The organism is Streptomyces sp. enrichment culture, assembly GCF_964272895.1.
In the GTDB taxonomy this organism is placed as follows: domain Bacteria; phylum Actinomycetota; class Actinomycetes; order Streptomycetales; family Streptomycetaceae; genus Streptomyces.
On sequence record NZ_OZ186832.1, the window covers coordinates 5,780,778 to 5,802,770 of the forward strand.

At 70.3% G+C, this 21,993-nt stretch carries 12 protein-coding genes; 7 read left to right on the forward strand and 5 right to left on the reverse strand.

All coding sequences use genetic code 11. The features are described from left to right. Positions 1–199: 199 nt before the first annotated feature. Together ACSU6M_RS26060 and ACSU6M_RS26065 are read right to left on the reverse strand one after the other, a co-directional pair. Positions 200–1,729: a helix-turn-helix domain-containing protein gene (locus ACSU6M_RS26060; RefSeq protein WP_437072747.1), complete on the reverse strand. Its 1,530-nt coding sequence runs from the start codon at positions 1,727–1,729 to the stop codon at positions 200–202. A gap of 64 nt (positions 1,730–1,793) precedes the next feature. Continuing rightward, complete coding sequence (locus ACSU6M_RS26065) at positions 1,794–1,991, reverse strand: DUF4236 domain-containing protein (protein ID WP_437072749.1); 198 nt, start codon at positions 1,989–1,991, stop codon at positions 1,794–1,796. A gap of 397 nt (positions 1,992–2,388) precedes the next feature. On the opposite strand from ACSU6M_RS26065, the gene acnA reads away from it, so the two are divergent. The 3 genes from acnA to ACSU6M_RS26080 all read left to right on the forward strand — a co-directional run bounded on the left by acnA (position 2,389) and on the right by ACSU6M_RS26080 (position 9,462). Beyond that, entirely contained in the window at positions 2,389–5,106 is a 2,718-nt protein-coding gene (gene acnA / locus ACSU6M_RS26070; RefSeq protein ID WP_437072751.1) for an aconitate hydratase AcnA, read from the forward strand. A gap of 143 nt (positions 5,107–5,249) precedes the next feature. Continuing rightward, positions 5,250–5,795, forward strand: coding sequence for a hypothetical protein (locus ACSU6M_RS26075; protein WP_437072753.1), 546 nt, complete (start codon positions 5,250–5,252; stop codon positions 5,793–5,795). Between the two features lie 400 nt (positions 5,796–6,195). Then, on the forward strand, positions 6,196–9,462 hold the full coding sequence (locus ACSU6M_RS26080; RefSeq protein ID WP_437072754.1) for a GH92 family glycosyl hydrolase: 3,267 nt from the start codon (positions 6,196–6,198) through the stop codon (positions 9,460–9,462). A 23-nt stretch (positions 9,463–9,485) separates the two neighbouring features. Here ACSU6M_RS26080 and ACSU6M_RS26085 read toward each other — a convergent pair whose 3' ends face one another. From ACSU6M_RS26085 to ACSU6M_RS26095, 3 genes are all read right to left on the reverse strand, one after another. Further along, entirely contained in the window at positions 9,486–10,628 is a 1,143-nt protein-coding gene (locus ACSU6M_RS26085; protein WP_437072755.1) for a hypothetical protein, read from the reverse strand. 173 nt (positions 10,629–10,801) lie between these two features. Next, positions 10,802–12,754: an alpha-glucuronidase gene (locus tag ACSU6M_RS26090; RefSeq protein WP_437072756.1), complete on the reverse strand. Its 1,953-nt coding sequence runs from the start codon at positions 12,752–12,754 to the stop codon at positions 10,802–10,804. A 20-nt stretch (positions 12,755–12,774) separates the two neighbouring features. Further along, positions 12,775–16,518 carry a GH92 family glycosyl hydrolase gene (locus ACSU6M_RS26095; RefSeq protein WP_437075345.1) on the reverse strand — a complete coding sequence of 1,248 codons (3,744 nt, stop codon included), beginning with the start codon at positions 16,516–16,518 and terminating at the stop codon, positions 12,775–12,777. A gap of 508 nt (positions 16,519–17,026) precedes the next feature. On the opposite strand from ACSU6M_RS26095, the gene ngcE reads away from it, so the two are divergent. From ngcE to ACSU6M_RS26115, 4 genes are all read left to right on the forward strand, one after another. Further along, positions 17,027–18,475 (forward strand): N-acetylglucosamine/diacetylchitobiose ABC transporter substrate-binding protein, encoded by a 1,449-nt coding sequence (gene ngcE / locus ACSU6M_RS26100; protein WP_437072758.1) that lies wholly within the window; start codon positions 17,027–17,029, stop codon positions 18,473–18,475. A 108-nt stretch (positions 18,476–18,583) separates the two neighbouring features. Beyond that, positions 18,584–19,513, forward strand: coding sequence for a carbohydrate ABC transporter permease (locus tag ACSU6M_RS26105; protein WP_437072760.1), 930 nt, complete (start codon positions 18,584–18,586; stop codon positions 19,511–19,513). A 20-nt stretch (positions 19,514–19,533) separates the two neighbouring features. Beyond that, positions 19,534–20,466 (forward strand): carbohydrate ABC transporter permease, encoded by a 933-nt coding sequence (locus tag ACSU6M_RS26110; RefSeq protein WP_437072761.1) that lies wholly within the window; start codon positions 19,534–19,536, stop codon positions 20,464–20,466. A gap of 206 nt (positions 20,467–20,672) precedes the next feature. Then, a complete protein-coding gene (locus ACSU6M_RS26115; protein WP_437075347.1) occupies positions 20,673–21,872 on the forward strand; it encodes an ROK family transcriptional regulator in 1,200 nt (399 codons plus the stop codon). The last annotated feature ends 121 nt before the right edge of the window (positions 21,873–21,993 follow it).

Here is a 21,993-nt window from a genome sequence, read left to right on the forward strand (position 1 = left end):
CTGCCGATCAGAGACGGAGATGTGGCCGAGTGCGCGTCTGAGGCACGGCGTTTCCGGCGATTCCGGCGATGTGGGGGATTCGCCGCCGCCTGCCGGTATCTGCGGATTTCTGCCACCGCGAGCCGAGGTCCGGCCGGCTCCCCTCCTGACCCGTGCGGCCGCGGCCAGGAGGGGAGTATCAGCGTTTTTCCGAAAACGCTCAGATGTCCCGGAAGATCTCGATCTGGGCGCCGATCGAGTTCAGCCGCTCCGCGAGATCCTCGTAACCGCGGTTGATGACGTACACGTTGCGCAGCACGGACGTGCCCTCGGCGGCCATCATGGCCAGGAGGACGACGACGGCGGGGCGCAGGGCGGGCGGGCACATCATCTCGGCGGCGCGCCAGCGGGTGGGGCCCTCGACCAGGACGCGGTGGGGGTCCAGGAGCTGCAGGCGGCCGCCGAGGCGGTTGAGGTCCGTGAGGTAGATCGCGCGGTTGTCGTAGACCCAGTCGTGGATCAGCGTCTTGCCGGACGCGACGGCCGCGATGGCCGCGAAGAACGGCACGTTGTCGATGTTGAGGCCGGGGAACGGCATCGGGTGGATCTTGTCGATCGGCGCCTCCAGCTTGGAGGGGCGGACCGTCAGGTCCACCAGGCGCGTACGGCCGTTGTCCGCGAAGTACTCGGGCGTGCGGTCGTGGTCGAGACCCATCTCCTCCAGGACCGCCAGCTCGATCTCCAGGAACTCGATGGGCACCCGGCGCACCGTCAGCTCCGACTCGGTGACCACCGCGGCGGCCAGCAGGCTCATCGCCTCGACCGGGTCCTCGGAGGGGGAGTAGTCGACGTCGACGTCGATGTCCGGCACACCGTGCACGGTGAGCGTGGTGGTGCCGATGCCCTCGACCTTGACGCCGAGCGCCTCCAGGAAGAAGCACAGGTCCTGGACCATGTAGTTGGAGGAGGCGTTGCGGATGACGGTGACGCCGTCGTGGCGGGCGGCGGCCAGCAGCGCGTTCTCGGTCACCGTGTCGCCGCGCTCGGTCAGCACGATCGGGCGGTCGGGGCGGACCCCGCGGTCCACCACCGCGTGGTACTGGCCCTCCGTCGCCGCGATGTCCAGGCCGAACCGGCGCAGCGCGATCATGTGCGGCTCGATGGTGCGGGTGCCGAGGTCGCAGCCGCCGGCGTAGGGCAGCTTGAAGCGGTCCATGCGGTGCAGCAGCGGGCCGAGGAACATGATGATCGAGCGGGTGCGGACGGCCGCCTCCGCGTCGATGGCGTCCATGTCGAGGCCGGCCGGCGGCACGATCTCCAGGTCGACGCCGTCGTTGATCCAACGGGTGCGCACGCCGATGGAGTTCAGCACCTCCAGCAGCCGGTAGACCTCCTCGATGCGCGCGACCCTGCGCAGCACCGTGCGGCCCTTGTTGAGCAGCGAGGCGCACAGCAGCGCCACGCACGCGTTCTTGCTGGTCTTGACGTCGATGGCACCGGACAGCCGACGGCCGCCGACCACCCGCAGATGCATCGGACCCGCGTAACCCAGCGAGACGATCTCGCTGTCGAGGGCTTCACCGATACGAGCGATCATCTCAAGGCTGATGTTCTGGTTGCCGCGCTCGATGCGGTTGACGGCGCTCTGGCTGGTTCCGAGCGCCTCGGCGAGCTGCGTCTGCGTCCAGCCCCGGTGTTGCCGGGCGTCGCGGATGAGCCTGCCGATGCGTACGAGGTAGTCGTCTGCCATGAGATTGAGGTTATCTCAGATATGAGATGACGCTCGCCGGAGGGTCCGTTCGGGTGACGCCCCGTCAACGCCGCCTGGGGTTACGCGTACGACGCCACCCGAAAGGTCCGGGCAAATCCATCGATGTCGTACGACGTCCGGAGCTGCTGTAGGTGTGACGCGGGCCATGTCCACCGCCCGTCGTCAGCGACCAGGAACGCCGGTTGATGTTCAGTCGCACGCCCGGCAGGATGCGGAAACTCTTGCGGAACGTGAGCGGCATCGGTCCTCCCTTTCGTCCGTTTCCCGGTCAAGTACCCCGTTCGTGCCGCCCAAGCCCTCGGCCTTGACGCCGACGGCGCGGTCGTGGAGGAGCCGGCGCGCGTGCGCGAGGCGGTGACGCGGCTCACGGGCGCGACGGCCCGGACCGTCCGCGCCGGGGCGTCCGGGTGGCGTGCTGCATTCGGCCGAAGGGGGTCGTGCGGCGGTTCAGCGGGGTCAGGGCATGACCAGGCCGCCCCCATGTACTAGAGTTATCTCGACATCGAGATATCTGCCGAGGCGTACCGCGGCCGTCATGTGAGTAAGGCTTACCTAACTTAGCCATACCTTAGCGGATCGGCCCAGCCGACGTGGCGGCAGGATGCGGTGGTACGCGCACATCAATGAAGGAGACTGTCGTGTCGGCGAACAGCTTCGACGCCCGCAGCACGCTGCAGGTGGGCGACGAGTCGTACGAGATCTTCCGGCTGGACAAGGTCGAGGGCTCCGCGCGCCTTCCCTACAGCCTGAAGGTGCTGCTGGAGAACCTCCTCCGCACCGAGGACGGCGCGAACATCACCGCCGACCACATCCGCGCCCTCGGCAACTGGGACTCCCAGGCCCAGCCGTCGCAGGAGATCCAGTTCACGCCGGCCCGCGTGATCATGCAGGACTTCACCGGCGTGCCCTGTGTCGTGGACCTCGCCACCATGCGTGAGGCCGTGAAGGAGCTGGGCGGCGACCCGGCGAAGGTCAACCCGCTCTCCCCGGCCGAGCTGGTCATCGACCACTCCGTCATCGCCGACAAGTTCGGCACCCACGACGCCTTCGCGCAGAACGTCGAGCTGGAGTACGGCCGCAACCGCGAGCGCTACCAGTTCCTGCGCTGGGGCCAGACCGCCTTCGACGACTTCAAGGTCGTCCCGCCGGGCACCGGCATCGTCCACCAGGTGAACATCGAGCACCTGGCCCGCACGGTCATGGTCCGAGGCGGCCAGGCGTACCCCGACACCCTCGTCGGCACCGACTCGCACACCACCATGGTCAACGGCCTCGGTGTGCTCGGCTGGGGCGTCGGCGGCATCGAGGCCGAGGCCGCGATGCTCGGCCAGCCGGTCTCCATGCTGATCCCGCGCGTCGTCGGCTTCAAGCTGACCGGCGAGCTGCCCACCGGCACCACCGCCACCGACCTGGTGCTCACGATCACCGAGATGCTGCGCAAGCACGGCGTGGTCGGCAAGTTCGTCGAGTTCTACGGCGAGGGTGTGGCGGCGACCAGCCTCGCCAACCGCGCCACCATCGGCAACATGTCGCCGGAGTTCGGCTCCACCGCCGCGATCTTCCCGATCGACGACGAGACCATCAAGTACCTCAAGCTGACCGGCCGCTCCGAGCAGCAGCTCGCGCTCGTCGAGGCGTACGCCAAGGAGCAGGGCCTCTGGCTGGACCCGAAGGCCGAGCCGGACTTCTCCGAGAAGCTGGAGCTCGACCTGTCGACGGTCGTGCCCTCCATCGCCGGCCCGAAGCGCCCGCAGGACCGTATCGTCCTCGCCAACGCCGCCGAGCAGTTCAAGCTCGACGTCCGCAACTACGTCGACGTCGTGGACGAGGCGGGCCAGGAGTCCTTCCCGGCCTCCGACGCCCCGGCCGTCGCCCCGAACGGCGCCCCGTCCAACCCGGTCACCGTGACCGCCCCCGACGGCTCGACGTACGAGATCGACCACGGTGCCGTCACGGTCGCCGCGATCACCTCCTGCACCAACACCTCCAACCCGTACGTCATGGTCGCCGCCGCGCTGGTCGCGAAGAAGGCCGTGGAGAAGGGCCTGACCCGCAAGCCGTGGGTCAAGACCACCCTCGCCCCGGGTTCCAAGGTCGTCACCGACTACTTCGACAAGGCGGGCCTGACCCCGTACCTGGACAAGGTCGGCTTCAACCTCGTCGGCTACGGCTGCACCACCTGCATCGGCAACTCCGGCCCGCTGCCGGAGGAGGTCTCCAAGGCCGTCAACGACCACGACCTCGCGGTCACCTCGGTCCTCTCCGGCAACCGCAACTTCGAGGGCCGGATCAACCCCGACGTCAAGATGAACTACCTGGCCTCCCCGCCGCTGGTCGTCGCCTACGCCATCGCGGGCTCCATGAAGGTGGACATCACCAAGGACGCCCTGGGCACCGACCAGGACGGCAACCCGGTCTACCTCAAGGACATCTGGCCCTCCGAGGCCGAGGTCAACGACGTCGTGGCGAACGCCATCGGCGAGGACATGTTCTCCAAGTCCTACTCCGACGTCTTCGCGGGCGACGCCCAGTGGCAGGCGCTGCCGATCCCGACCGGCAACACCTTCGAGTGGGACCCGCAGTCCACCTACGTCCGCAAGCCCCCGTACTTCGAGGGCATGACCATGGACCCGGAGCCGGTCTCGGACATCTCCGGCGCCCGTGTCCTGGCCAAGCTGGGCGACTCGGTCACCACCGACCACATCTCCCCGGCCGGTGCCATCAAGGCCGACACCCCGGCCGGCAAGTACCTCACGGAGCACGGCGTCGAGCGCCGCGACTTCAACAGCTACGGCTCCCGCCGCGGCAACCACGAGGTCATGATCCGCGGTACGTTCGCCAACATCCGCCTGCGCAACCAGATCGCGCCGGGCACCGAGGGCGGCTACACGCGTGACTTCACGCAGGAGGGCGGCCCGGTCGCCTTCATCTACGACGCCTCGCGCAACTACATCGAGCAGGGCATCCCGCTGGTCGTCCTGGCCGGCAAGGAGTACGGCTCCGGCTCGTCCCGCGACTGGGCGGCCAAGGGCACCGCGCTGCTCGGCGTCAAGGCCGTCATCGCCGAGTCCTACGAGCGCATCCACCGCTCGAACCTCATCGGCATGGGCGTCCTGCCGCTCCAGTTCCCCGAGGGCGCCTCGGCCCAGTCCCTCGGCCTGACCGGCGAGGAGACCTTCTCCATCACGGGCGTCGAGGAGCTGAACTCCGGCACCACCCCGCGCACGGTGAAGGTCACCACCGACACCGGCGTCGAGTTCGACGCGGTCGTCCGCATCGACACCCCCGGCGAGGCGGACTACTACCGCAACGGCGGCATCATGCAGTACGTGCTGCGCAGCCTGATCCGCAAGTAGGCGCAGGCGCACGGCACCGCGAGGGCCGCATCCCCGTCCAGGGGGTGCGGCCCTCGGCCGTACCGGCCCGCGCCCCGCCCGGCCTGTGCGCAGGCACGAGCCCGGCCCTTCCCGAGGCACCCCGCCTCTGTCATGATCCGCGCATGTCCCACCCCGCACCCCCGGTCTACGAGGCCCGCTTCGGCTTCGACCGCCGCACTTGCACCGTGCTGCTCGTCTGCGCCGCGTTCTGCGCCGGCGCGCTGCTCCCCGGCATGCCGACCGCCGCGCGGATCGCCGTCCTGGCGCTGTTCGGAGGCGGCGGCCTGGTCCTGGCCGTGGGCCCGCTCACCCGCAAGGCCGCCCTGCGCGTCGACGAGACCGGCGTCCTGCTCGGCGGGTCCCCGCTGCGCTACCGGGCCACCACCGCGCACGTCCCGTGGGGGCACATCGAGGCCGTGGCGCTGTGGAGCCAGCAGTTGCCGGCCGGCGAGATGCCGTACATCGGCCTGGTACGCCACGAGGGCGCACCCCCGCTGCCCGGCCCGCGGGGGCGGATGGCGCAGGCGATCGGCGACGCCCTCACGCCCGTACCGTTCGAGGTCCTGATGGCCTCCCGCGCGGTCAACGGCTGGCGTCTGGACACCGCGCGGCTCACCGCCGCCGTCACCCACTTCGCCCCGCAGGTACGGATCGTGGGCACCCACTGACCCCTGGGGCACCCCCGGCTCCTCGTTCCCCGAAGGCGGCCGTCCGGGCAGCGGTCCCTCCTCCGGGCGGACCCGGTGACCCGAGCCATGGTCACCGGGCCCGCGAGCCGGACGGGCCGGGGGAGGGGCGCCCGTCCGGATGGTGCGATGGCTTGTGCCGACACCGTGCGCGTGCGACAACGTTGTCGAATGGTCTGGACAAGACTCTACCGCCTCAACGGACAGCCACGTCAACCCAGTTGGCCCATCGCCCTCCGCATCCGTTGATCCGTCCAGGTGGCCGACCCGCGCGCCCCGCCGCGGCACGCGGTCTTCCGTGGTAGCGGTGGTGCACGCTACTGTCCGTGCGGCTTGTGCGACCCGTGGCGCGCGACCCGTCCGAAGGAGGAGGGGCCGCGTCATGCGTTTCCGTCCCGTGTCCCTGCTGCTGGCCGCCGTGCTCGCGGCCACCGGCACCCCGCCCGCGCTCGCGGCGTCCGCCGGGGCGCCCGACCTCGTCAAGGATCCGACGGCGTACGTCGATCCGCTGATCGGCACCCGGAACGGCGGCAATGTCTTCCCCGGTGCCGTCACCCCGTTCGGCATGTTCTCCTTCAGCCCCGAGAACACCCGAGGCGACGCCACCCGCACCCCCGCGCCCGGCGGCTACCACTACGACGCCCCCCGCGTCCGGGGCTTCAGCCTCACCCATATGTCCGGCACCGGCTGCGCCGGGGGCAGCGGGGACATCCCCTTCTTCCCGCACGCCGGACAGGTGACGTCCTCCCCGGCGAGCGACACCAAGGACGCCGTCTACGCGGCCGGGTTCCGCCACGCCGACGAGACCGCCGAACCCGGGCGCTACACGGTGGGCCTCGACTCCGGCGTCACCGCCGATCTCACCGCCACCGCACGCACCGGCTCGGCCCGCTTCGCCTACCCCGCCGGCAAGCCCGCCTCGCTGCTGATCCGTACCGCCAACTCCCAGGTGGGCTCGGTCGATTCGGAGGTCAGCATCGACCCGGCGACCCGGACCGTCTCCGGCTCGGTGACCTCCGGCAACTTCTGCGGCTATCTCGACCCCGAGGGCCGACGGGCCTACTACACCCTGTACTTCACCGCCCGCTTCGACCGCCCCTTCGCCGCGCACGGCACCTGGCGGGACGACCGGCTCGACCCCGGCTCCCGGCACACCTCCGGCGGTACCGGCGGCTTCGCGCACGGCGGGCGGCCCGTCGCCGGAAAGGGCGCCGGCGGCTATGTCGAGTTCGCGCCCGGCACCGGCCCGGTGAACGTCAAGGTCGGCATCTCCTACGTCAGCCGGGAGGGCGCCGAGGCCAACCTCGCGGCCGAGAACCCGCCCGGCCGCTCCTTCGACGACGTCCGCGCGGCAGCCCGCCGTGCCTGGCGCGACCGCCTCGACGCGATCCGGGTCGGCGGCGGCACCGAGGCCGAGCGCACCACCTTCTACACCGCGCTCTACCACTCCCTGCTGCACCCCAACGTGATCAGCGACGCCGACCGCCGCTACCGGGGCGCCGACGGCGAGGTGCACCGGGTGGAGCCGGGCCGGCGTGCCCAGTACGGCACCTTCTCCGGCTGGGACGTCTACCGCGACCAGGTCCAGCTGGTGACGCTGCTGGAACCGCGCACCGGCTCCGACATCGCCCAGTCGCTGTACGTGCTGGCCCGGCAGAACGGCGGCGTCTGGGACCGCTGGCTGCACGGCGCGAGCGGCACCCACGTCATGAACGGCGACCCGTCCCCGATCGCGCTGGCCGGCATCCATGCCTTCGGCGGCACCCGCTTCGACCTGCGCGGCGCCCTCGCCTCACTCGTGCGCGCGGCGACCGTCCCCACGGCCCGGGACCTGTCCCCGGCGGGCAAGCCGGTGATGTCCGTCGGACAGCGGCCCTCCCTGGACACGTACCTGGATCACCACTACATGCCGTCCGTCTCCCATGCCTGGGGCGGCGCCGCCGAGACCCTGGAGATGTCCGGCGCCGACTTCGCGCTCGCCGAACTGGCCCGTGCGGCGGGGGAGAAGGACACCGCCGCCGCGTTCGCCCGGCGCGCCCAGTGGTGGCAGAACAACTTCAACATCGCCGCCACCCCGGACGCCGGGTACATCGCCAACCGCAAGGCCGACGGCAGCTGGGTCACCGGCTTCACCCCGGCCACCGGCAACGGCTTCGTGGAGGGCACGGCCGCCCAGTACACCTGGATGGTCCCGCACAACCCTGCGGGCCTGTTCGCCGCGATGGGCGGGCCGGAGAGGGCCGTCGAGCGCCTGGACGCCTTCTTCCACGACGCCGACGGCGACTGGGCGTTCACCGCGGCGGGCGGCGAGAAGGCCGAGCTGGACAACGAGCCGTCGATCAACGTCCCCTACCTCTACGCCTACGCGGGCGCGCCGTACAAGACGCAGGCGACCGTACGGGCGGCGATGCGCGCCCTGTGGTCGACGGCCCCCGGCGGCATCCCGGGCAACGACGACCTGGGCGCGATGTCGTCCTGGTACGTCTTCTCCGCGCTCGGCATGTATCCGCAGGTGCCCTCCCGCGCCGAACTCGTCCTCGCCTCCCCGCTGTTCGAGCGCATCGAGATCGACCGCCCGTACGGCAACGACCTCTCGATCCGCGCGCGGGGCGCCGCCGCCGACGCGCCGTACATCCGCTCCCTGAGGGTCGACGGCCGTCCCCATGACCGCGCCTGGCTCCCGGCGTCCCTCGTCCGCGACGGCGGCCGGCTCGACTACGTCCTCTCCGCCACCCCCGACCCCGGCTGGGGCACGGCCGAGGCGCCGCCGTCCTTCCGGGAGGGCGAGCGGCCGTACCAGATCGGCGTCGGCCCCACGACCGCGACCCTCGCGCCGGGCGAGAGCACCGGCGTGGACGTCCGCGCCCTGTCCCTGCGCGGCGGCAGCGGCCCCGAGGTCCGCTTCCGGGTCGACACCCCCGCCGGCATCACGGCGGCCCCCGCCGAGGGCACGGTCACGGGCGGCACCCGGCGGATCACCCTGACCGCCGCCGACGGGCTCGCCCAGGGCTTCTACGCGGTCCGGGTCACCGTGACCTCGGACGACACCTCGTACGCACAGCCGGTGGCCCTGACCGTGGCCGCGCCCGGCACGCTCCTCGCCGCCTACGACAACACCGGTGTCTCCGACGACGGCGGGGACCACGCCGAGGCCGACTACGACGGCGGCGGCTGGAGCTACTCCCGGCAGGCCCTCGGGGCGGCGGGGCTGACCCCGGGCGGCCGGGGGACGGTCGGCGGGCTCGCCTTCACCTGGCCCGCCTCCCCGAGCGGCCGCCCCGACAACGCCACCGGCGCCGGGCAGACCGTGCGACTCGCCGAGCCCGCCACCCGGTTGGCGTTCGTCGGCAGCGCGGTCAACGGCAACCGGCGCGCCGAGGCCACCGTCACCTACACCGACGGCAGCACCGGCACCACCGAACTCGCCTTCAGCGACTGGACGCTGGGCGGGGGCGGCGGCAGCGTGCAGTACGGCAACGAGGTCGTCGCGCGGACGCCGTACCGCAATGTCGCGGGCGCCGGCCGCGATCCGGTGGCGACGTACGTCTTCGCCACCAGGCCGTTCACGGCGCCGGAGGGGAAGCGGATCGCGGCCGTGACGCTGCCGCGGGACGGCGATCTGCACGTGTTCACGCTCGCCGTCGGCTGAGTCCGGGCCGGGCGGCGTGACCGTCACACCCCCTGGTCCAGCAGCGCGTCCTCCTCCACGCAGCCCGGCACCGGCACGGGGCTGCCGGCGCAGTTGGCCGGCTCGTTGTCCTCCACGTGGCTGGAGACCAGGGCGACGACGCCGGTGTTGTAGATGCCGCCCGGTGCCGTGGTGGCCTCGTTGCCGGTCACGCCGCTCTCCCTGAGCGTCGCGGTCGCCGGGGCGGGCAGCAGCGGCGCCACGTTCGCGATGCCCGCCCCCTGGCCGTCCGGGCCGATCGCCTCGTTGTCCTCGACGAAGCCGTGGTCCAGGGTGAGCCGCGCGGCGTTGCGGATGCCGCCGCCGAGGCCGCCGGTGCCGGTGGTGCCGGCGGTGTTGTCCTCGACGCTGCTGTACTCGAGCGTGGCCGTGACGCCGGCGCCGGCGCGGACGTCGATGCCGCCGCCGTTGGCCCCCGCCCGGTTGTCCTCGACGGTGGTCAGGCCGAGCAGCGACAGGGTGCCCTTGCTGCGGATGCCGCCGCCGTCGCCCGTGGCCGTGTTCCCGGTCACCTCGGTGAGGGAGTCGAGGACCGCGGTGCCCCCGGCGTCGGCGTCGGTCCGGCCGCGCATGTTCAGCCCGCCGCCGTGCTGCGCGGAGTTGCCGGACAGCTCGGTGGCGCTCAGCACGACCGTGCCCCCGTCGTTCTCGATGCCCCCGCCGGTCTGCGGCGCGCTGTTGCCCTCGACACCCCCCTCGGTGACCGCGAGCCGACCACCGTCGTGGACCCAGATCCCGCCGCCCACGTCCGGCGCCCGTCCCCCGCGTACGGTCACCGAGGTCAGGGCGAGGTTCCCCCGTTCGCCCGCCACCTCGAAGAGGCGGAAGTCGGGTGCGGTGGCCGCCCGTTGGACGACACTGCCGATGCCGGTGACGGTGATCGGCCGGGTGACGACCGGCAGTCCGGTGCCGCCGCCGGCGGGCGTGGTGATCGTGTACGTGCAGCCCGGGGCGAGGAGCACCGTGCCGCCCACCTCGCTCTGGCCGGCCTTCGCGATGGCGTCCTTGAGGTTCTGTTCCCGCTGCGCGTCACACGGAACGAAGGTCTGCGCGTGCGCGGAGGTGGACGGTACGGCGAGGGCGCCCGCGGTCAGGGCGGCGCCGAGGAGGACACGGACTCGGTGCATGGGTGCCTGCTTTCACATGAGGTGATCGTGGGTCCGCCCCTGCTGCGTACCGTAGGGAGGCCGTGCGCCCGGCACACCCCCACCAGGGCATTCGGGCTAAACGACGGCCACGGCGTCACCCCCGCGGGCCAGTCCCGCGCGTCGCGGTCCCGCGGCCCGGCCGGACCGCGGCCTCAGTGGATCCGGCGCCCCCGCGCGTCCGGCACCCCCGACTTGCGGAAGAAGTAGCTGTTCACCTGGTCCCGCCACTCCCGCGCCGACCGCACCTGCTCCTCCAGCCGCTGCGCCACCCGCGCGTACCGCGCCGGATCGACCAGACCGGCGAGCCCCGCCCACACCCGGCGGGCCTCCACCACCTCCTCGACGCCCTCGAAGTGGGTGTCGTAGATGTGCTGGATCACGGTCTTCCCGCTGTGCAGCACATGCCCGTAGGGCACATGGTGGAAGAACAGCAGCAGCTCGTCCGGGCAGGTCTCCGGCGACTCGTACACCTCGGCCCACGGCTTGCCGTACTGCCCCGCGTACCCGGTGCCGGTGGCCCGGCTGCGGTCCACGCCCACACCGTCGCGGTCGGCGAAGTGGTACGTCCCCCACGGGCTGTACTCGTACCCGTCCACGCTCGGCCCGTAGTGGTGCCCCGGCTGCACCATGAAGCCCACGCCCAGCGGAGCCGTGTACTTCTCGTACGTCCGCCAGGAGCCGTCGAGCACCGCGCGCAGCCCGTCGGCCAGCCGCGCCGGGGCGTGCGGGAAGGTCAGCCGGATCCACTCGTCGAGCAGCGCCCGCGGATCGGCGTCCGGCCGCCAGGCCAGCCGCCCGAAGGTGTAGAGGTTGGCCTGCGCCAGCGGATGCCCCGTCCAGAACGGATCGTCCCCGGCGTTGGACACCGCGACCAGCCCGCCGCGCGCCAGCTCCCCGACGGGCACGCCCGCCTTCGCCGGGAACCGCAGCACCTCGCTCCACATCGGACCCAGCCAGCACACATGCCGCTGCTGCCCGGTGTACTCCTGCGTGGCCTGCACCTCCACCGCCAGCCGCGTGGCCGGCATCGCCCCGATCAGCGGCGACACGGGCTCGCGCACCTGGAAGTCCATCGGCCCGTGCTTCACCTGGAGCACCGCGTTGTCCGCGAACCGCCCGTCCAGCGGCACGAAATGGTCGTACGCGGCCCGCGCCCGGTCGGTCGAGCGGTCCCGCCAGTCCTGGCGGTGGTCGTAGACGAACGCCCGCCAGTGGACCGTACCGCCGAACGGGGCCAGTGCCCCGGCCAGCATGTTCGCGCCGTCCGCGTGGGTGCGGCCGTAGGCGAACGGGCCCGGCTGCCCCTCCGAGTCGGCCTTCACCACGTACCCGCCGAAGTCGGGTATCGCGGCGTACACCTCGGCGGTCGTCCGGGCCCACCACTGCCGCACTCCGGCGTCCAGCGGATCGGCCGTGTCCAGGCCGCCGAGCACCAGCGGCGCCGCGAACGTCACCGACAGATGGGTCCGGATGGCGTAGGCCCTGAACACGGCGGCCAGCTCGGCCACGTCACCGATGCGGTCGGTCAGCAGACGTGCCTCGGCCGCGTGCACATTGACGTTGTTCACGGCGACGGCGTTGACCCCGCAGGCGGCGAGCAGCCGGGCGTAGGCCCGCACCCGACCGAGGTCGCGGCGGGCCCGGCCGTCCGCCCAGAACAGCGACCCGCCCGCGTACCCGCGCTCCACCTGCCCCATCACCGGGTGCACGGCCACGTTGTCCCAGTGGTCCAGCATGCGCAGGGCGAGCGCCGGGCTGTGCACCTCGCGCGGCAGCGCCCCGCGGAAGGCGTCCTCGCCGAGCCGTACGACGTGGAAGAGGCCGTACAGCAGCCCGGACGGCCCGCTCGCGGTGACGGTCGTCCGGCCGCCGGCGCGCTCGCGGACGAACGCCTCGGACGGGCCGGTGCCGGTCGCCTCCAGCACCAGGTCGTACGGGCCGGGGGCCGCGTCGCGCTCGACGCGGCCCCCGAACCGGGCGCAGGCGGCGGCCACTTCGCCGTGCACGGTGTCCACCAGGGGGCCCGCGCCGCGGATCAGCGTCCGCCGGGTGCCGATCGGCCGGAACACCTCGTCCGGCAGCCAGGCCGGATCGACACCCTGCATCGGACCTCCACCGGGCCTGCTCAGGCGAGCAGTTCGACCTCCGAGAGCACCGCCTGCCCCGTCAGCACCAGGCGGTACCTGTCGTACCTACCCGGCTCGGCCACGGAGAACGCCCTGAGCTGCCGGTCCCAGCGGAAGGTCTCACCGGAGCGCTCGTCCAGCGTCTTCCACGTGGTGCCGTCGTCCGAGCCCTGGAGCGTCCAGCCGGCCGGCGCCCTGCTGCGGTCGGCGGGTGAGGTGAGCGTGTACTGCACGGCCCTCGCGGGCCCCGGCACCGGCAGGTCGACCGTGGTGACGGCGGCCTCCGTCGCCGAGGTGTCGTCGAAGAGCGCCCCCGGCCCCCGCACGACGTCCGCCCGAGGCGTCGGCACCGCGTCGCCGTGGGTGAGGGAGGTCGGCGCGGCGAAGCGTCCCGTGCCCCACGACGACGGCCGGGGACCCATCTCGAACTCCAGCTCGCCGCCCCGCGCGATCAGCGCGTGGGGGAGTGCGGTGGACCTCCACTTCACGCCGTTGAACCGCACGTCCTGCACATACACATTGCGGGCGCTGTTCCGCTTCGCCTTGACGACCAGGTCCCGCCCGTTCTCCAGGTGCACGGTCGCCTTGGTGAACAGCGGGGAGCCGATGGCGTACTCGCCGCTGCCCATCACCAGCGGATAGAAGCCGAGCGCGGAGAACAGGAACCAGGCCGACTGCTCGCCGTTGTCCTCGTCGCCGTGGTAGCCCTGGCCGATCTCGCTGCCGACGTACAGCCGGGACAGCACCTCGCGGACCTTCTCCTGCGCCTTCCAGGGCTGACCGGCCGCGTCGTACATGTAGATCGCGTGATGGGCGACCTGGTTGGAGTGCCCGTACATGCCCATCCGCACGTCCCGCGCCTCCGTCATCTCGTGGATGACACCGCCGTAGGAGCCGACGAACTCCGGCGAGGCGGTCTCGGGCGTCGCGAAGTACGCGTCGAGCTTGTCCGCCAGCCCCTCGCGCCCGCCGTAGAGGTTGGCCAGGCCCCGGCTGTCCTGCGGCGCGGTGAAGGCGTAGCCCCAGCCGTTGGTCTCGGTGTAGTCGTGGCCCCACACCCGCGGGTCGTACTTCTCCGACGGCACGCGCCAGTTGCCCTTGGTGTCCCGGCCCTGGAAGAAACCGGCCTTGGTGTCGAAGAGGTTGACGTAGTCGCGGGCCCGGTCGAGGAAGTACGCCGACTCCTCCCGGTAGCGCTTCTCGCCGGTCTGCCGGTACAGCACCTGGCCCATCCGTGCGATCCCGTAGTCGTTGAGGAAGCCCTCCAGCGCCCAGGACAGACCCTCGTGGGTGGCGGTGCTGGTGTAGCCGAGGAAGGGCGAGGTGGCCATGCCCTTGCGGCCGACACCGGAGGACGGGGGCACCACGGTGGCGTTCTTCACCGCCGCGTCGTACGCCGCCCGCGCGTCGAAGTCGACCCCCTTGACGTAGGCGTCGGCGAACGCCACGTCCGAGGAGGTGCCGGTCATCAGGTCGGCGTAGCCGGGGGAGGACCAGCGCGAGGTCCAGCCGCCGTCCTTGTACTGCTGCACGAACCCGTCGACCATCTCGCCCGCCTGCTTCGGCGACAGCAGGGAGTAGGCGGGCCAGGTGGTCCGGTACGTGTCCCAGAAGCCGTTGTTGACGTACACCTTGCCCTCGACGATCTTCGCGCCGGTGTGCGTCGGGGTGTCCGGTCCCGGCATCGGGGAGAACGGCGAGGCGTACTTGTAGGTCGAACCGACCTTCTCGAAGCCCGAGTTCGGGTACAAGTACAGCCGGTAGAGGCTGGAGTACAGGGTGGTCAGCTGGTCCGGCGTGGCGCCCTCGACCTCCACCTTGCCCAGAAGGCGGTCCCACTGCCGCTGGGCGCGGGAGCGGACCTCGTCGAAGGCGGTGCCGTCCGGGATCTCCTGGCGGAGGTTGTCCTTGGCCTGGTCGATGCCGATCAGCGAGGTGGCGATCCGCAGGGTGACGGTCCGGTCGGCCCCGGCGTCGAAGCGCAGGTAGCCCTTGACGCCGCTCGACGAGCCCTCCTTCACCGGCCGGTCGAACTCGCCGTACACGAACAGCCGGGTCGCGCCCGTGGACAGGCCGGACTTCACGTCGGAGTAGCCGGTGAAGGTGCCGCTCGCCGCGTCCAGGGTCAGACCGGCCTGGTCGGTGACGTTGTCGAACAGCACGCTCGCGTCGTCGCCGGGGTAGGTGAAGCGCAGCATCGCCGCGTGGTCGGTCGGCGTCATCTCGGCCTTGAGGCCGTTCTCGAACCGCACTGCGTAGTGGTGCGGCCGCGCGGTCTCGTTCTCGTGCCGGAACGCCAGTTCGCGCGCCTCACGGCCCAGCTCCGGAGTGCCGGCGGCCGCCGAGGGCATCACCTGGAAGGTCTGCCGGTCGCCCATCCAGGGGCTCGGCTCATGGCTGGCGCTGAACGCCTGGATCCTCGGCAGGTTGTCCGCGTTGTTGGCGCGCGCGTAGTCGTAGAGCCAGCTCAGCGAGCCCGCGTTGGTGACCGGCGTCCAGAAGTTGAAGCCATGGGGCACGGCCGTCGCGGGGAAGGTGTTGCCGCGGGAGAAGCCGCCGCTGGAGTGGGTGCCGCGGGTGGTGACGGCGTAGTCCGACAGATGGGCCTTCGGGCGCTCCGGGGCCACCCGCGCGAGGCGCACGTCGTCGATCCAGCCGCGGAACTTCGCCGGACCGCGGGGGGAGTCGTAGGCGAGGAGGATCCGGTCGACGGTCCTGCCCGCGGCGACCGAGCCGATCCGGGAGACGACGTTGTTCCACTGGTTGACGTAGAGGATCTTCGCCGCGCCCTGTCCGCGCGGGCTGAGCGCGAACCCGTGCTGGTCGGTCGCCCCCAGATCGCTCAAGTAGGTGCCGTCGGTGAAGGCGAGGTCCACGGAGACATGGGTGGCGTCGTAGTCGAGGTCGCCGTCCGCCATCGACGGGAAGATCCGGTACGACAGCTGGGTGTCGCGGCCGACGGCCACGTCCACGTCGAAGACCTTGTTGTACGAGTAGGCCCGCCCGTCCGCGGTGTGCCGGCCCGCGTAGCGCAGGGCCCGCTTGCCGGTGAAGCCCATGCCCGCCTTGGCGGTCGGCGAGCCGATCGGGCCCCGGTCGACCAGGCTCAGCATGTCCTGGGGGACCGGGCCGTCGCCGCCGCCGACGGAGAACTGGACGTCCGCGAGCTGGGTGATGGTGAGGGCGCCGTTGTTACGGGTGACCTCCAGCCGGAAATAGCGGTATTCAGCCGGTTCGGCGAGATCGTAGGTCTTCGTCTGGAAACGCTCGGCGAAGGATTCACCGGTGCGAGTGTCGAGGGTCTTCCAGTCCGTCCCGTCGGCGGAGCCTTTCAGCGTCCAGTCGCGGGGGTCCCGCTCGGCGTGGTCATTGGCGGATGTGAGGGCGTATGTCACGAGCTTCACCGGTTTGTCGAGCTCGAATTCGGCCCATCCGGTGGGCTGGAACACCAGCCATTTGGTGCTGGGTTCGCCGTCGACGAGGTTCTCCTTCACCTCACCGGCTCCGGCGTTCTCGCCGCTGGCCCGGACATCGGTGACACGGTCGGTCACATTGCCCGGAATGCCGCTGCTGTAGCCGCCGTCGACGCCGGAGGCACGCCTGGTGCCGTCGGGTGCGGTGTCGACGGTGTTCAGCCAGTCCGGTGCCGGCTCGCCCGCCTCGAAGGAGGAGGCGAACTCCCCGGCGGCGGCCTCCGCGTTCCGGGGCAGGGCCACCGCAGCCCCCTGCGAGCCCACCGTCAAGGCGAAGACGGCGGCCAGCGCGGCCGCCGGACCCCATCTGTGCCGAACTCTGTGCACAAGCCCTCCCTGCACCTCGGACAACGTTGTCAGCTTGAGTGCGCAGGGTCCAGTAGGGGCTCAAGTGCGGAGCCGTGTCAAGGGTGTTGGCTGTGGCGTCCGGGCGTATTGCCGGGGATTTTTCCGGCAAGGATCCCACGGTCGGCGGATATTTCCGCGAGGTCTCAACTCGGAAAAGACCGATGGCCAACCTTGCATTCGATCTTGCTCCGTCGGCCGGAAGTGGACTATACCTGTCGGCGATCCCGGACCTTTCCCTGAGCTCCGAACAGAACGGGAGTCCGATCAGCTCGCGGCGAGCGTGCGTGCCAGGCGTCGCGAGCCGGGGGCCCGTTCTGTTCGCAGCTCGAGTCCCGGAACGCTTCGTTGCACGACCCAGCTTGACCTACCCGCGGTGCCGGCGAAGGATCCGGTTCACCGCCTGAGTCCTGGAGAAGGCGAGGACTTGAGCATGGGATCCACTTCCGCCGAGAACGAATACGGTTCCTCGGGTGTCGGCCGCCGCGACCTGATGAAGCGGTCCGCCGCGCTCGGCCTGGTCGCCGTGCCGTCGATGGGCTTCCTGTCCGCGTGCGCGAGCGGCGGCGGGGGCGACGACTCGGGTGAGGACACCCAGGGCAAGACGTCCAAGGACAACCCGTTCGGCGTCAAGAAGGGCAGCAAACTCGACGTCGTCATCTTCAAGGGCGGCTACGGCGACGAGTACGCCAAGGCATGGGAGGCGAACTTCCAGCAGAAGTGGGGCGTCACCTCCACCCACACCGGCACCCAGGAGATCACCGGCAAGCTCCAGCCGCGCTTCAACGGCGGAAACCCGCCGGACATCGTCGACAACTCCGGCGCCCAGAAGATCAAGATCGACGTCCTCTACAAGAACGGCCAGCTCCTCGACCTCGCCGAGGTCCTCGACGCGCCGAGCGTGGACGACCCGTCGAAGAAGGTGCGCGACACCGTCATCCCCGGCACGCTCGACCCGGGCCTGCAGGAGGGCAAGGTCGTCGCCCTGAACTACATCTACACGGTGTGGGGCCTGTGGTACTCCGGCAAGCTCTTCGAGGAGAAGGGCTGGCAGGCGCCGAAGACCTGGGACGACTTCCTCGCCATCTGCAAGGACGCCAAGGCGCAGGGCATCGGCGGCCTCGCCCACCAGGGCAAGTACCCGTACTACATCAACGTCGCCATCATGGACCTGATCGCCAAGAAGGGCGGTCTGGACGCCATGAAGGCGATCGACAACCTCGACCCCAAGGCGTTCGTCGGCTCCGACGCGGCGCTGGCGGCGGTCGAGGCGGTCTACGACGTGGTCGAGAAGGGCTATCTGATGCCCGGCACCAACGGTCTGACCCACACCGAGTCGCAGACCCGCTGGAACCAGTACAAGGCCGCGTTCATCACCTGCGGCTCCTGGCTGGAGAACGAGCAGATCAAGCAGACGCCGGCCGACTTCGACATGAAGTTCCTGCCGATGCCGCCGCTCGAGGGCAGCGAGATGCCGTTCGAGGCGATCCGCGCCGGTTCCGGTGAGCCGTTCATCATCCCGGCCAAGGCCAAGAACCTGCCCGCGGCCAAGGAGTTCATGCGGATGATGCTGTCCAAGGAATGGTCGACGATCTTCGCCAAGGAGGCGAACTCGCTGACCATCCTGAAGGACGGCGTGGACCCGAGCGTGCAGCTGCGGCCGGGCACGCAGTCGACGGTCGAGGCGTCCAAGGCGGCCGGCGACAACACCTTCCGTTTTCTGTACACCGAGTGGTACAGCGAGATGGACACGGCGATCCAGAACGCGTCCAACGAGCTCATGGCGAAGCGGATCCAGCCGAAGGAATGGCTGAAGCGGGCGCAAGCGGCTGTGGACAAGGCCGCGAAGGACCCCGCGTCCAAGAACAACCGTCGGGAGTAGTTTCCGGGTTTCGCCGTGCGGGTGCGGTGGACTGCGGGGTGCCGGCCGTTCATGGCCGCTCGCGCAGTTCCCCGCGCCCCTTGGGGACGACAGGGGCAGGGACGTTCAATGTACAAAGGGCAGTACCGGTTCGTCGCGGGGTTTCTCTTTGCCCCGGTCGCGCTCTATCTCGTCTTTGTGATCTGGCCTTACATCCAGACGATCGGCTATTCGCTGACCGACTGGAAGGGGCAGTCGCAGACGTTCAAGTTCGTCGGTCTGGACAACTACAAGGAGTTGTTCCAGGACGACATCTTCATGGGGGCCATCTGGCACAACATCCTGTTCCTGGTGTTCATCCCGGTGATCACCATTCTGCTCGCGCTGTTCTTCGCGTTCATGCTGAACGCGGGCGGCCGCAGCCGGGCCGGCGGGGTGTCGGGGGTCGCCGGGTCGAAGTTCTACAAGGTCGTCTACTTCTTCCCGCAGGTGCTGTCGATGGCGATTCTCGCGGTGCTGTTCGGCGCCGTGTACCGCAGTGACAGCGGCGGCATGCTGAACGGCCTGCTGATGAAACTGGGCCTGGTGGACGAGGCCAGCCCGGTGGAATGGCTCAATGAGCCGAACATGGTGCTGTGGATGCTGATCCTGGTCGTGGTCTGGCACGGGGTCGGCTTCTATCTGGTGCTGTTCTCCGCGGCCATGCAGTCCATTCCGCGGGACATCTACGAGGCCGCGCTCATCGACGGCGCGGGCCGCGCCCAGTCGTTCTTCCGCATCACCCTGCCGCTGCTGTGGGACTCGGTGCAGACCGCGTGGGTCTACCTCGGTATCGCGGCGATGGACATGTTCATCCTGGTGTCCACCATGACCGCCGGTGAGTTCGGCGGCGGCCCCGACCACCACAGCGAGGTCATGGCGACCGTGATGATGCGCAACTTCCTCATCTACGGCAAGAGCGGCTACGCCTGCGCCATGGGCGTGATCATGCTGCTGCTCACCCTGATCCTGTCCGTGGTCATGCTGCGCGCCACCCGCCGCGAGCGCATCGAGTTCTGAGCGGGAGAGAGACGACCGACATGAGCGCACCCATCGAGGACACCCCCGTGAAGGAGGCCGTGCCCGTGCAGCGGCCCGTCGGCAAGGTGCCCGTACGCCCCGGCGACACCCGCAGCGAGGGCGTCGTCCTGAACGTCTTCTCGCACGGCTTCCTCGCCGTCTGGGCCCTGCTGATCGTGCTGCCGCTGCTGTGGCTGGTGCTCAGCTCCTTCAAGACCGACGCCCAGATCGGCGGGTCGGCCTTCGGCTGGCCGCAGAACTGGTCCCTGGACGTGTTCTCCCGCGCCTGGGACAAAGGCATCGGCGACTACTTCCTCAACACCGTCATCGTGCTGGCCTTCTCGGTCCCGCTGACGATGCTGTTCGGCTCCATGGCGGCGTACGTGCTGGCCCGCTACCCCTTCTGGGGGAACCGGTTCCTGTACTACTTCTTCGTCGCCGGCGCGATGTTCCCGGTGTTCCTCGCCCTGGTCCCGCTGTTCTTCATGGTCAAGCGGCTGGACATGCTGAACACCTACCAGGGCCTGATCCTGGTGTACGTCGCCTACTCGATGCCGTTCACGGTGTTCTTCATGCACGCCTTCTTCCGGACCCTGCCGACGGCGGTGTTCGAGGCGGCGATCCTGGACGGGGCCTCGCACTCCAGGACCTTCTTCCAGGTGATGCTGCCGATGGCCAAGCCGGGCCTGATCAGCGTGGGCATCTTCAACACGCTGGGGCAGTGGAACCAGTTCATCCTGCCGACGGTCCTGATGCAGCCGCAGAGCGGCGACGATCCGGAACGCTATGTGCTGACCCAGGGCCTGATCCAGCTCCAGCAGCAGCAGGGCTACGCCACCGACCTGCCCGTGCTCTTCGCGGGCGTCAGCATCGCCATGGTCCCCATGCTGGTCGTGTACCTGTCGTTCCAGCGCCAGGTGCAGGCCGGACTGACCTCCGCGACCTTGAAGTGATCCGCCGCCCGATCGTGAAGTGACCCAGCGCGCTCACCCGTACGCACGCCGTTCCCGCCCCTGGGAGCGGCGTGCGTCGTTGTGTCCCTGGTCGCGGAAAGTGTTCAACCTCTTGACGAGAGTCACCCCGAACGGCTCAGCTTAGAGTTCACTAGTTGGACATGAACGGGGCCTCACTGAAGCGGCCCCGCGCGCAGGAGGTCGTCGTGGAGACTCCGGGGTCGCAGTCGTCGCTGCACCGAGCCAACCTGGAGCGCGTGGTCCGCGCCGTACGGCTGGCCGGTTCCCTCACGCAGGCGGAGATCGCGAGGACGACGGGCCTGTCGGCGGCGACGGTCTCCAACATCGTGCGCGAGCTCAAGGACGGCGGAACCGTCGAGGTCACGCCCACCTCGGCGGGCGGCCGACGGGCTCGCAGCGTCTCCCTGAGCGGGGACGCCGGCATCGTCATAGGCGTCGATTTCGGCCACACCCACCTCAGGGTGGCCCTCGGCAACCTCGCCCACCAGGTGCTGGCCGAGGAGTCCGAGCCGCTGGACGTGGACGCCTCCGCCGCACAGGGCTTCGACCGGGCGGAAGAGCTGGTCAGCCGTCTGATCGCGGTCACCGGCGTGGACCGCTCCAAGATCGCCGGTGTGGGTCTGGGCGTGCCCGGCCCGATCGACGTGGAGTCCGGCCAGCTGGGCTCGACCGCCATCCTGCCGGGCTGGGGCGGCACCCGTCCGGCCGAAGAGCTGCGCGGCCGTCTGGGCGTCCCCGTGCACGTGGACAACGACGCCAACCTGGGCGCCCTCGGAGAGCTCGTCTGGGGCGCCGGGAAGGGCGTGCGCGACCTGGCGTACATCAAGGTCTCCAGCGGTGTCGGCGCCGGTCTGGTCATCGACGGGAAGATCTACCGCGGCCCCGGTGGCACTGCGGGAGAAATCGGTCATATTACTCTTGATGAATCCGGCCCGGTCTGCCGCTGCGGAAACCGCGGCTGCCTGGAGACCTTCGCGGCGGCGCGCTATGTGCTGCCGCTCCTCCAGCCCAGCCACGGCACCGACCTGACCATGGAGGGTGTCGTGCGGCTGGCCAGGGACGGTGACCCGGGCTGCCGTCGGGTGATCGCCGACGTCGGCCGACACGTCGGCAGTGGAGTCGCCAATCTCTGCAACTTGCTGAACCCGAGCCGGGTCGTCCTCGGCGGTGATCTCGCCGAGGCCGGAGAGCTCGTCCTCGGGCCGATCAGGGAGTCCGTCGGCCGCTACGCCATTCCCAGCGCGGCGCGCCAACTCTCCGTTCTCCCGGGGGCACTTGGGGGCCGTGCGGAGGTGCTCGGAGCGCTCGCCCTCGCCCTCAGCGAGATGGGCGATTCGACGCTTTTGGACGGCACGCTGCATCGCGCCGCGCCTGCCTTCACTTAGAGAACGGATGGCACCGTTGCCATCTCGTTAAGGATTTACTTCTTGACGTCGCACGTGTGGCCGAGTTGACTTCCAGCCACCTCGGCCGCAACGACGCGGCCTCGTCAGGGAGGTTTTAGAA